Consider the following 10,838-nt stretch of genomic DNA (forward strand, 5'->3'; position numbering starts at 1 on the left):
GAACCTCCCCGGTTCGATACCAAGGCCCGCCTAGGCGGGCCTTGTTGCGTTTTGGGATCGGCGGAAAAATCCGGGTAATCTGCCAACGCCGCTAACGGCTCCAACGTGCACTTGCCGATATTCACCGATTGACCACCCACTCCGGCGAGGAGATTGCGGTCTTCATATACGCGCGCAAGGCCTGCCAGCCGAAGCCGCCGAGGGCGAACCTGCCTGTCTCGCCGCCGACATCATTGCCACCGCGACCACGGCAACCGCGCCGCTCTTTCACGCGGGATGGGTTCCGCCCGGCACCCATGTCTTGACCATGGGTTCGGATGCCACCGGCAAGCAGGAACTGCCGCCCGACCTGTTCCCACGGGCGCGCCTGTTCTGCGACCTGCCCGAGCAATCGCGCCGCATCGGGGAATTTCAGCACGCGCCGAGCGGGGCCGAACTGATCGCCATCGGCGAGGTGCTCTCCGGCCGGGTTCAGGGACGCAGGGAGTCGGATGAAATCACGGTTTTCGACAGTTCCGGCCTATCCATTCAGGATCTGTACATGGCCGAAGCCGTCATCGACGCCCTGAACTGACTTCGACCTTACGAGCCTACGCCGTTTGAATCACTCCCACTCGATTGTCGCGGGCGGCTTGCTGCTGACGACATAGCGAGCTCCGGAGCACCGCACAGCGTAGGCTCGTAGAGCACCGCCCCGAACCGTCATGAATGACAACCAGGCAGGGTCACCTTAGCTTTGACACAGTCCCGCCCCGATTTTTTGGCTTCATAGAGTGCAATGTCAGCTTCTTTTAAGAGACTTTCCAGACTCTGAAAATCGGCTGAGACTTGGGCGACCCCAAAACTTGCGGAAAAAGTGATATTTTTTTCACCAGCAGGAACGTTAATTTTCTTCAGGTGGGCCCGCAACTTATCGGCCATTTCAAAACTCTCTTGTAAATCGCAGCCAGGTAAAAGCAGGCCAAACTCTTCTCCACCAAGGCGGGCCACAAGGTCGGAGGCTCTTAGCGATTTTTTCAACACACTGGCTAGAGCAAGCAGCACTTGATCACCGACTGCGTGCCCATAAGTATCGTTAATATTTTTGAACAAATCGATATCGAGCATCACTACACTCAAACATTGGCCGTTGCGCTTCGAATTTTCTATTGCATAGTTACCCAACTCGAAAAAGGCACGGCGGTTACCTAGGCCAGTAAGAGGATCAGTACGTGCTAGCTCTTCGGCAGCGCGTCTTGCCAATTCCAGCTCTTGGGTACGGGCTTTAATTTTATCTTCCAATGTCTGCCTATAACCATGGATACGATTAGCCATATGGATGAAGGCTCTGGAGAGTTCTCCCATCTCATCATCACGCTGGAGTTTCAAATTCTTAGCCAGAACTTCTTTTAAACCATGATATTCACCCTGACTGACCAGGCCAGAGGCCGTTTCCAAACGCTGCAATGGTCGTGTAACTTTCTCTCTCAGCACCAGATATAGCATGACAAGCTCAACAACAAGTGAAATCACACCTAGCATCAAGATGAACTCTGCTGCGTGCTTAGCTGGAGTCGAGAGTAGTGCTTTGGGATAAACCGTGACAAAGAACCAACCAGGGCCGGCAATGGGAGCCACAGCGACAAAGGCGTTGGAATAACGGTTTTCATCGATAATTTGTGGTTCCTCACCGTGCGCCCGCATCGATTGCATGATGGCTTGATACTGATGCCGAAGAGACTCGCTACCGATGTCTTGGATATTAACCAAGCCTTCGCTTTCTTCGATCTCATCAACGAAATTAGGATGGGCAATCAAGCGACCATCCTGACGAAAAATGAAATTGTGAGCACCTTCCAGATGGTCGTCGAATACACGTTGAAAGACGTCGTTGAGAAGAATATCGTGACCAACGTTGATCAGATGTTGACCGTCAGGCCCATCGACCGGCGTTTCGCATGAAACCATCCATTCATCGGCGGTTTGGTCATAGTAGAGTCCGGTCCAGACCGACTCCCGTGTCGGGTTGTTTTCCTTGCTGGCGATATAAACCCATTCTTCGCTGGGGATATCCAAATCGGCCGTGGCACCTTGCGCCCAGTTGAGATGAGGCCAGTAAACGATGTTTACTCCTTCTGGAAAAGAGACATAGGTGTTGGCAAAACGGTTTGCCCAGCCTTCGGCAAAGCGATCCACGAGGTCGTAAGCCAGCAATAGACGATTCTGGAATCGGTTGTCCTGAATTGGAGTGTCAAGGCCGACAAAACCACTTATCCATCGGCTTTCTCCCATATAGCTGCTGCCTGTACTGTGCTGACGCGGCATTCCATTAAAAGCGGCTTGTACTAGATGGGCGGTGCCATCGGAATTTGATTCGAACAATTGGGAAAATCTTGGTTCGGCAGGGACATCCCGACGCATGGGCCAGAGCTCAAGGAAGCTTTCACTAAACACGCGGTGATTATCCTGAGCAAGGATAAAAACCGAAGATTCCTTAAGCGCTCTTTCCTTAATATACTTTTGCAGCTTGTTCAGCGTTTGCTGCTCAAGGTTACTGATAATATGTAGATAGCTAAGGTAGGCTGTAACGATAATAACGATGGTAATTCGCACACCCATGTTGAGCAGGGTTGCTGTAGCCAGCCCCCCAGGCCATTTGGCTTTCATCATCTACCCTTCTTATTTTTGGCCTATGGAAGTGTCAAACTGGCGGAGAATTAAATCCCCTTAAGTTGAATAACCGCCCCATCAGCCCAAGGCGCCCTGCCGCTTCGCGGCCAAGTATAATCAATCTAAACGGTTGTAACAGACCAGTCGGAGAATCGTTCGTTTTTCGGCCTTGCGATCCGCCCAAACTGGTGGCCGAGTGCTGCCTTGCCGGCCAGATGAGCGGCCGAGAAGCATGCGAGGAGCGAGCGCTTGATTCGACGCTGTCTCACCCCATGCCTATTACGAGAGAAGGCGGCAGGTAGCTCTGGTCTTCGCTGGTGAACCGAAAGCCGCCGGGAGACGGCGCCGTCCACGACCATGGCCTGGTCGCCCAATGGCGCATGGCTGGCCTTCGGTAGCGACAAGGGTTTCGCGGGATTGCTCCCCGTGGCAGGCTAAACGTTTTGGAGACGCAATGATTGCCAAGCGAGAACGCGGCAAGATGGAGCGACGACTGGTCGCTTCACTGTCCCATGCCTGTGAGCAGGCCAAGCCTCTACTGCCCGGCTTTTGCTGGCTGACCCACGAGGTCGATTACCAGCGCTTTCCCGAGAGCCTGGTAGTGACCTGGGTGTTCGATACCCACTCCAACCTGGCGAATGCACTCAAGGGCGATGCCCGGCGCTGTATCGCCGACCTGACCGCCGAGGCACTGGCCGAGGCCGGCCTCGATATCGGCGACGTCTCGCGACATCTCGATTTCGACAGCGAAGAAGCGTGCCGGCGCGAGCACGGCGGTGACTGGCAACGTCGGCTACGCACCAAGCCAACGAGGCATTGAATGGCGAAAAAGATCGAAAGCCCGTGTGTCTCGGTATGCCAGCTGAAAGGCGATCTATGTATCGGCTGCGGCCGCACGGTGGAAGAGATTCGCCAGTGGAAAGCCATGAAGCGGCCGGAAAAGATGAAAACGGTGAAGCGCGCCGAGGAGCGCTTGAAGAAGCTCCCGCGGGATTGAGGCAGCCTGAACGGAAGAACGCCCCTAACCTTTAAGCGTATCGCCTTCCGGCGATGCGCAACGAAAGGCCGTCAATGGCACCAGTCTTCGTAAACCAAGGCTTTGATACGGCCGAATTCACGAACATTGTTGGTAACCAACGTACAGCCAGAGGCAATGGCGTGTCCTGCTATCGCCGTGTCGTTAGGTCCGATGGGTGTCCCAGCGCTAGCCAGCTCGCTCATCACCACCACCGTCGCATCCACGGCTGGCTGATCCCACGCCAATACGGCATCAAGACGCATCACGAACTCATCGACCAACATCTTGTGCTTGGCTGATGCCTTCTTGCCAATTTGGCCATAACGCATCTCGGCGTAAGTGATGGCAGAAACGACTATCCGGTTGCCCTTCTCAACTTCAGTGGCCAGACGCTGGATCACCGATGCTGGGTGCTCACGCATGATGAATGAGCAAATGCATGTATCGAGCATGTAGGTCGTCACAGATGGAACCTACCTTCATCGCCCACGACTGTTGGCCGTTCTTGCAGGAAGTCGTCATCGGCTTTCGGCAGATCATGCAGAGACGCCCAGGAAGGCCGAACAGGGCGAAGGGTGATGACATCTCCCTCCCGCGTGATTTCCAGCTCTCTAATGCCTTCATAGGCCATGTCGGCGGGCAGTCGGACTGCCTGATTCTTGCCGTTCTTGAATATTGACACGGTACGCATTTTTCTCACCCCGGGCATATGCTTTGCATAGGGCACTATAGTATCCGCGCCACGCATATGCAAGACCTATGCAAACGATGAATCGGACACCTGCCTACCGGCCCAAGCCGAGCTAGCGGCGCGTTACTTGGAGCACGCCAACGCAGCACCTATCAATGTTGCCCCTACGTGAGAGGCCCAAGGCCAAGAGATATCTGGCATCCTGATGGGGAATGTTAAATGCAGGCCGTTACCCAAATGAACGACATGATCGAACGGGCGGCGCTGTTCAGCCGGGCCGCCCATCAAGCCGTGGGGCAGCGGCGCAAGTACACCGGCGAGCCCTACTGGCAGCACCCGGCCACCGTCGCCGAGATGGTGGCGGCCGTGGAGGCGGCGACAGCGGAGATGATCGCCGCCGCCCACCTGCACGACGTGCTCGAGGATACCGCCGTGACGGCGCTGGATATCGAGGCGTGCTTCGGCGAACGAGTGGCCGTCCTGGTCCTGGAGCTGACGGATCAATTCATCGATCCGGAAATCGGCAACCGCGCTCACCGCAAGGCGCTGGAGCGTGACAGGCTGGCCCAGGTTTCCCCGGAGGCGCAGACCATCAAGTATGCCGACCTGATCGACAACACCACCAGCATCGTCGCGCGGGACCGTGGCTTCGCCCGGGTCTACCTGGCCGAGAAGCGCCGGCTGCTGGAAGTGATGACAGCGGGCGACGAGGCGCTGAGGCGCCAGGCATGGAGCGTATTGACGGAAGGCGAGGATAAGATCCGCGGCGCTGCGCGATAACCAGCGACAGTCGACCGATCCCATGGATACGGCCAGGAGTTACCGATCGGTAATTTGTTCCTTCACTCAAGTCTTCATCGCCATGAAAATTACCGAGCGGTAACTACTACGTTGCGAGACACCGGGATCATACCTGGAGCAAGTGCTGTTGGAGAGGTGGCAACCACGACTAGCGCGTCTCCAGCAACGCATCGACCAGCTCGGCCAGGCTCTCCTCGCAGCGTGCCTGCGGCGCCCGCGCCTCATCCCGCGGGCGATACTTGCCTGAGCGAATCAGGCAGGCCTGCAGGCCGAGCTCCATGGCGGCGACCACGTCGCACTCCACGTCATCGCCCACCATCAGCGCCTCACCGGGTGCCACGCCGATCTCGTCGAGTACGGCATGAAAGAAATCGCTCGCGGGTTTTCCCAGCACCTTTGCCTCGATGCCGGCGGCGTATTCCAGGGCGCGCACGAAGGGGCCCGCATCCAGGTGCAGGGTGCCCGAATGGCGAAAGTAGCGGTTGGTGCCCACGGCGAGCAACGGCGCTCCCTCCAGCAGCAGCCGGAAGGCCTCGTCGAGGTGGGCATAGTCCAGGCGCTGCTCGGCATCGCCGAGCACCACCGCATTGGGCTCTTCACGAGGCATGTCGGCAAACTCGGGCTCGAGCCGCTCATGAATCAGCAAGTAGGGACGAAGGCCACTACGCTCAAGATAGCGACGGATGGCCACCGGTGCGGTGAACACCTGCCCGGGCGCCGGGGCGAAGCCCAGTCGCTGCAGCTCTTCACACACAGCGGCCGAGGTCTTGCGCGAGGTATTGGTCAGAAAACGTAGCGCCAGGCCGCTGGACTGCAGCCGCGCCACCGCGTCCACGGCGCCGGGCAAGGCCTCGCCGTCCTCGCTCAGCACACCACTGATGTCGAGCAAGACCGCCTTCAGCATCGGCGTCTCTCCTCGTCATTTCTCAGCAGAATTGACTACATTGAGGCTAGGCTTCTGTCCGTAAACTGCCTACGCTCGTCGCCTTTTCAGACAAAGCCTAGTCCGCGCAGCGCTGTCCATCCACGCTGGCGATGCCGTTCCGGTCAGTCGCGCGAGAGCGGAACGTACTCGACAGCTAGCGGCTCGCTGCTTGACTCGTATCGAACGCAGGCCAGGAGAAAGATACGCAAATAATTCCATTCATCACTCTGTCTGCGAACAAAAATTCCGCTTTATATACAAAAGTTAGAGCAATAATCTTAATTATCAGCAGGTAGCAGATTTTCTGGGAAGTGCTGATAAACTCCGCCCATGACAGGCTCTGCCCACGGCGGAGCTTTCCGTATTCATCGGCAGGGAGACCTTCATGGCCCGCAATATCATCGTTCTTGGTGCCGGCATGGTCGGCGTTTCAGTGGCCTGGCATCTGGTGCGTCGTGGTCATGACGTCACGCTGGTGGACCGCCGCGAGCCGGGGCTCGAGACCTCCTTCGGCAATGCCGGCATCATACAGCGCGAGGCGGTTCGCCCCTACGCCTTCCCCCGCGATATCGGTACCCTGCTGCGAGTGGTGCCCAACCGCCAGGTGGACATCCGCTACCGCCCCACCGGCATGCTGAGCGCGGCGGGCCCGCTGTTGGACTACTGGCTGAACTCGAGCGGTAAGCGCTACGAGCGCATCGTAAACGAGTGGGCGTCGCTGATCATGCGCTGCCAGGATGCCCACGCGCCGATGATCGAGGCCGCCGGCGCCGAGGCGCTGGTGCGCAAGGGCGGCTGGCTGGAGCTTTACCGCACTCAAAAGGAGTTGGAGGAGCGCCAGAAAGAAGCCCAGGAAAACCACGAGCGCTTTGGGGTCGAGTATGAGGTGCTGGACGCCGATGCGCTCTACGCCAAGGAGCCGCATCTGGGCAAGGGGCTGATCGGAGCGATCCACTGGACGCAGCCCTGGATGGTCTCGGACCCGGGCGGCCTGGTGCAGGCCTACGCCCGCAGCTTTGCCGAACAGGGTGGCCGGGTGATGCAGGCCAGCGTCGAGGACGTGACCCAGGGTGAGGACGGCTGGCGAGTTCAGACCAGCGAGGGAGCCCTGGAGGCAGAGGAGGTGGTGGTGGCCCTGGGGCCCTGGGCCGGAGAACTGCTGAGGAGGCTGGGCATGAAAGTGCCGCTGTTCGTGAAGCGCGGCTACCACATGCACTACTCCGCCGAAGGGGAAGCCAAGCTCAACCACTGGGTGATGGATGCCGAAAAGGGCTTCCTGCTCGAACCGATGCGCGCCGGGATTCGCCTGACCACCGGCGCCGAGCTTGCCGACCTGGAATCGCCGCCCCAGTACAAGCAGCTGGCCGCCGCCGAGAAGGTAGCACGCAAGCTCTTCCCGCTGGGCAAGCGTCGCGACAGCCAGCCCTGGAAAGGCGCACGCCCCTGCCTGCCCGACATGAAACCGGTGATCGGCCCGGCCCCCGACAAGGCGGGGCTGTGGCTCGCCTTCGGCCACGGCCATCAGGGCTTTACCCTGGGCCCGGCCACCGGCGAGCTGCTCGCCCAGATGATGGATGGCGAAGAACCCGCGGTGGATATGGCCCCGTTCCGCGTCGATCGCTTCTGAAGGAGAGGTCATGACGAAAGCGGGTGCCCTTAGGGTATCCGCTTTTTTGATGCCTACCTACAACTCCCCTGCCCACCTGGCACCCCCATTTGCCACAGCGAAGAACTCGGCAAGCTGGTACGCCAACGGTGCACCGGGCCAGGCCAGTTGCGCCCGAGATAGACCAGCAATCATCTGGCAAGGCCAGCCACCATGAAAGGTCGGAAAACAACCGATTGGTGAATGTGGGCCAGCGCACCGACACAGGTCGTAGGCCAGTTTAGTGTGGCTCTAACTCTGAGTCCCGATGGCTTCATGGCTAGGCTCAGCGTGGATACCGCTATCCACAGGAGCAATCTCCAAGGGCAATCCCCATGAACAAGCACCAGATCTAAGACCTAAATTTCGAGGAGTACCAGACAAATGTCGAACAACCCGATGAACATGATGTTCGCATGGATGAAGATCGCATCGTCCTACAACCAGATGCTGATTTCTTCCGGTGAGGTGATCGCCCGCCGCAGCATGATGATGGCCAGCGGCACCATGAGCGTGCCCGATGCCATGAGCATGATGATGGAAAAAGCGACGATTTACGCCACGGCGACCGAGCGAGCGGCAGTGGCGATGGCAAGCGGCGCCGATCCCGCAAAGATCACCGCGGCAGCGCTGAAGCCATACAGCACGAAGACCCATTCGAACGTGCGCAAGCTGCGCGGCTGAACGGAGCCAATCCTCCAGCGGCAATCGCTAGCAGAAGGCTAGAAAAGCAACACCGCCACCCGGAATGATCCCGCCCCACTAGCCCGATCGCAGCACCTGCAGCACCAGCCGCCGCTCCAGGTGCTCGTTCCAGCCGGTGGGCTTATCCAGCTCGAGCCGGGCCAGCAACGACCGTTCAGCGTCGTTGGCTTGGCCCGCGCCCAGTGCACCCAGCAGGGCTTTCAGCTTGCCGCGCCGTGTGGCGGTGCGCGCCTTGAGCTGCTTGAGGGCCTTGCCCAGAGCCAGCTCGTCGTCGGTGAAGTCGGTGCCGAACGGAAAACGGGGAAAGAGCTGCTCGCCCCCCATCCGCTCAAACTGCTGCGCCAATCGCTGCGGGGTATTGTCCTGCCAGTGCGCGGGAATCTCGAAGTCGGCGGCCACCTTGCCGGCGTCCTTGGCCTGCGCCAGCAGCTCGGGCTGAAAACGCGCATCGGCAATGGCGATCAACGCCAGGTAGACCTGCTCATCAGTCCGACCGAGCAAATCGGCAATACCGTATTCGGTCACCACGATATCGCGCAGGTGGCGGGGTATGGTGCAGTGGCCATAGCTGAACAGAATGTTGGAGCGGGTTTCGCCGTCGCTCTCGCGGGTACTGCGCAAGGTAATGATCGAGCGCGCCCCGCTCAGCTCGTGGGCCATGGCGACAAAATTGTACTGCCCGCCCACCCCACTGATCACCCGGCCATCTTCCAGGCCGTCGGAGACCACCGCCCCATCGAGCGTGCACAGCATGGCAGAGTTGATAAACCGCGCGTGCTGGCGCTGGGCCACCTTGAGCCGCTGATCTCCGAAGCGGTGATCGTAGAGATCATTGATGTAGCCGACGCTGGTCATGTTGATGCGCGCGCGCTCGGCGTCGGACAGCGCGTGCAGCTTGTCGTAGAAACGCCGTGGCCCCAGATAAAAACCGCCGTGCATCGCTACCCCCTTGGCCGCGCTGGGGTGGTCGCTGCTCTCGGGGTCGATCTCGCCCCGGTTGATCGCTTCCTGAAAGTCGGCGTCCGCAAAGACCTGGCGCTTGAGCACCCCGCCTTCCATCAGGTAGACAAAGCCATCCACCATCATCTCGCTGCAGCCATAAAGCCCCTGGCTGAAGGGCTGGGTGTCGCCCCACTGCTCGGCCACCGGAAACCGCTGGGCCACCTGCAGGTCCCGGTAAATCGCTTGCCAATGGGCATTGTCCTGCTGGCGCAACAGGGTGCTGTGCACCAGCGCCGCCCCCAGGGAGCCGATACCGATTTGTAGCGTGCCGGCATCCTTCAGCAAACAGCTGGCGTAGAAGCCGATCAGGTGATCTGCCAACGAGATGGGCGTCTGGGGCGCGCTGAACAGCGGGTAGTCGGTAGCCGGTTTTTCCAACAGCAGGTCAAACTCGGTACGCGCCACCGCCGCGTCATTGCCCATATACGGTAGGTGCCGATTGGTTTCCGCGACACAAACGGTGGCATAGGGCTGCGCACGCAGCCGGGGCAACAGATCCAGGGTCAGGTCCGGGTTGCAGCTCAGGCTCACCGTCTCGCCCCGCTCATCGGGCGCCACCAACTGACCGATCACATTGATGCCCTGGGCCATTAAATCGCGCAGCGCGTGGGTGTAGTTGGTGCAGATATAGCGGCGCTGCTGGTCGGCATTGTTCTTCAGGTTGCCGGCCTGGAAGAAGAATTCCGACACGGTGACATTGTCCGGCAGGCGGTTGGCCTGGGCATCCCGGGCATAGGCCAGCTCGGGGATATCGCCGTACAGGCGCTCGACAAAAGGCCCCAGGAAACGCCGCTCCAGGGAGGAGCCGCTCGCCGGTGCCAGCAAGGAGAGAGCGGTGACGATATGCAGCTTGATCGTCGGGTCGCGCTGGGCACGGGCATAGAGGGCATTCACAAAACGCAGGGGTTTACCCAACCCCAGCGGCAGCCCCAACACTATGTTCTTGCCCACGCGATCGACGACCTGATCCACGCACGCCACAGCATCCTGATAACTCACCGGCTCGCCCATAGGCTGAACCCCATCCTTGGCTTAGTTACGCTTCAAGCTAGCACATGGCGGCACGACTCCCCTTCCCACCGGGCGCGCGAGGCATCCGAGACCGAGGGTTATCTGGCATCATGATGGAAAAGATGAAGCTGAGGGAGTTACTGGCAACGCCCAGTGGCCGCCGCCGAGAAAGTGGCACGCAAGCTGTTCCCGCTGGGCAAGCGTCGCGACAGCCAGCCCTGGAAAAACGCGCGGCCCTGCCTGCCCGACATTGAAGCCGGTAATCGGCCCGGCTCCCGGCAAGGAGGGGCTGTGGCTCGCCCAGATGATCGATGGCGAAGCGCCCGATGGATATGGCTCCGTTCCGCGTCGATCGCTTCTGAAGGTGAGGCCACTACTCCACTACGAAAAC

At 59.5% G+C, this 10,838-nt stretch carries 11 protein-coding genes and 1 pseudogene; 7 read left to right on the top strand and 5 right to left on the bottom strand.

Annotation, left to right across the window (positions count from 1 at the left end; translation table 11 throughout):
- The first annotated feature begins 166 nt into the window (after positions 1-166).
- Positions 167-574 carry a hypothetical protein gene (locus tag ACUY1T_RS06735; protein ID WP_446021605.1) on the top strand — a complete coding sequence of 136 codons (408 nt, stop codon included), beginning with the start codon at positions 167-169 and terminating at the stop codon, positions 572-574.
- 128 nt (positions 575-702) lie between these two features.
- Here ACUY1T_RS06735 and ACUY1T_RS06740 read toward each other — a convergent pair whose 3' ends face one another.
- Positions 703-2,649, bottom strand: a complete 1,947-nt coding sequence (locus tag ACUY1T_RS06740; RefSeq protein WP_446021232.1) for a sensor domain-containing diguanylate cyclase — start codon at positions 2,647-2,649, stop codon at positions 703-705.
- Positions 2,650-3,103: 454 nt separating this feature from the next.
- On the opposite strand from ACUY1T_RS06740, the gene ACUY1T_RS06745 reads away from it, so the two are divergent.
- Positions 3,104-3,469: a hypothetical protein gene (locus ACUY1T_RS06745; RefSeq protein ID WP_446021234.1), complete on the top strand. Its 366-nt coding sequence runs from the start codon at positions 3,104-3,106 to the stop codon at positions 3,467-3,469.
- Positions 3,470-3,646, top strand: coding sequence for a DUF1289 domain-containing protein (locus ACUY1T_RS06750; RefSeq protein WP_446021236.1), 177 nt, complete (start codon positions 3,470-3,472; stop codon positions 3,644-3,646).
- A gap of 71 nt (positions 3,647-3,717) precedes the next feature.
- Here ACUY1T_RS06750 and ACUY1T_RS06755 read toward each other — a convergent pair whose 3' ends face one another.
- Together ACUY1T_RS06755 and vapB are read right to left on the bottom strand one after the other, a co-directional pair.
- A complete protein-coding gene (locus ACUY1T_RS06755; RefSeq protein WP_446021238.1) occupies positions 3,718-4,131 on the bottom strand; it encodes a type II toxin-antitoxin system VapC family toxin in 414 nt (137 codons plus the stop codon).
- Entirely contained in the window at positions 4,128-4,394 is a 267-nt protein-coding gene (gene vapB / locus ACUY1T_RS06760; RefSeq protein ID WP_446021240.1) for a type II toxin-antitoxin system VapB family antitoxin, read from the bottom strand. Before vapB ends, ACUY1T_RS06755 begins: the two co-directional genes overlap by 4 nt.
- A 183-nt stretch (positions 4,395-4,577) precedes the next feature.
- On the opposite strand from vapB, the gene ACUY1T_RS06765 reads away from it, so the two are divergent.
- The gene (locus ACUY1T_RS06765; protein WP_446021242.1) at positions 4,578-5,138 is read left to right on the top strand and encodes an HD domain-containing protein; all 561 of its coding nucleotides are present in this window, start codon (positions 4,578-4,580) and stop codon (positions 5,136-5,138) included.
- A gap of 169 nt (positions 5,139-5,307) precedes the next feature.
- Here ACUY1T_RS06765 and ACUY1T_RS06770 read toward each other — a convergent pair whose 3' ends face one another.
- Entirely contained in the window at positions 5,308-6,063 is a 756-nt protein-coding gene (locus ACUY1T_RS06770) for a TIGR01458 family HAD-type hydrolase (RefSeq protein ID WP_446021244.1), read from the bottom strand.
- A gap of 406 nt (positions 6,064-6,469) precedes the next feature.
- On the opposite strand from ACUY1T_RS06770, the gene ACUY1T_RS06775 reads away from it, so the two are divergent.
- Together ACUY1T_RS06775 and ACUY1T_RS06780 are read left to right on the top strand one after the other, a co-directional pair.
- Positions 6,470-7,711, top strand: a complete 1,242-nt coding sequence (locus ACUY1T_RS06775) for an NAD(P)/FAD-dependent oxidoreductase (protein WP_446021245.1) — start codon at positions 6,470-6,472, stop codon at positions 7,709-7,711.
- Positions 7,712-8,113: 402 nt separating this feature from the next.
- Complete coding sequence (locus ACUY1T_RS06780) at positions 8,114-8,413, top strand: hypothetical protein (protein WP_446021247.1); 300 nt, start codon at positions 8,114-8,116, stop codon at positions 8,411-8,413.
- A gap of 78 nt (positions 8,414-8,491) precedes the next feature.
- Here the strand turns inward: ACUY1T_RS06780 and ACUY1T_RS06785 are convergent, their stop codons facing one another.
- On the bottom strand, positions 8,492-10,408 hold the full coding sequence (locus ACUY1T_RS06785; RefSeq protein ID WP_446021249.1) for an acetyl-CoA hydrolase/transferase C-terminal domain-containing protein: 1,917 nt from the start codon (positions 10,406-10,408) through the stop codon (positions 8,492-8,494).
- A gap of 192 nt (positions 10,409-10,600) precedes the next feature.
- Between ACUY1T_RS06785 and ACUY1T_RS06790 the strand changes: the two are divergent.
- Positions 10,601-10,809 (top strand): annotated as a pseudogene (locus tag ACUY1T_RS06790) (amino acid dehydrogenase); the annotation flags it as partial.
- Positions 10,810-10,838: the final 29 nt, after the last annotated feature.

The organism is Billgrantia sp. Q4P2, assembly GCF_052806135.1.

Excerpts from the sequence above, each read along its gene's own strand:
- ACUY1T_RS06740 (WP_446021232.1), bottom strand. The coding sequence starts at position 2,649 with ATGATGAAAGCCAAATGGCCTGGGGGGCTGGCTACAGCAACCCTGCTC.
- ACUY1T_RS06745 (WP_446021234.1), top strand. The coding sequence starts at position 3,104 with ATGATTGCCAAGCGAGAACGCGGCAAGATGGAGCGACGACTGGTCGCT.
- ACUY1T_RS06750 (WP_446021236.1), top strand. The coding sequence starts at position 3,470 with ATGGCGAAAAAGATCGAAAGCCCGTGTGTCTCGGTATGCCAGCTGAAA.
- ACUY1T_RS06765 (WP_446021242.1), top strand. The coding sequence starts at position 4,578 with ATGCAGGCCGTTACCCAAATGAACGACATGATCGAACGGGCGGCGCTG.
- ACUY1T_RS06770 (WP_446021244.1), bottom strand. The coding sequence starts at position 6,063 with ATGCTGAAGGCGGTCTTGCTCGACATCAGTGGTGTGCTGAGCGAGGAC.
- ACUY1T_RS06775 (WP_446021245.1), top strand. The coding sequence starts at position 6,470 with ATGGCCCGCAATATCATCGTTCTTGGTGCCGGCATGGTCGGCGTTTCA.
- ACUY1T_RS06780 (WP_446021247.1), top strand. The coding sequence starts at position 8,114 with ATGTCGAACAACCCGATGAACATGATGTTCGCATGGATGAAGATCGCA.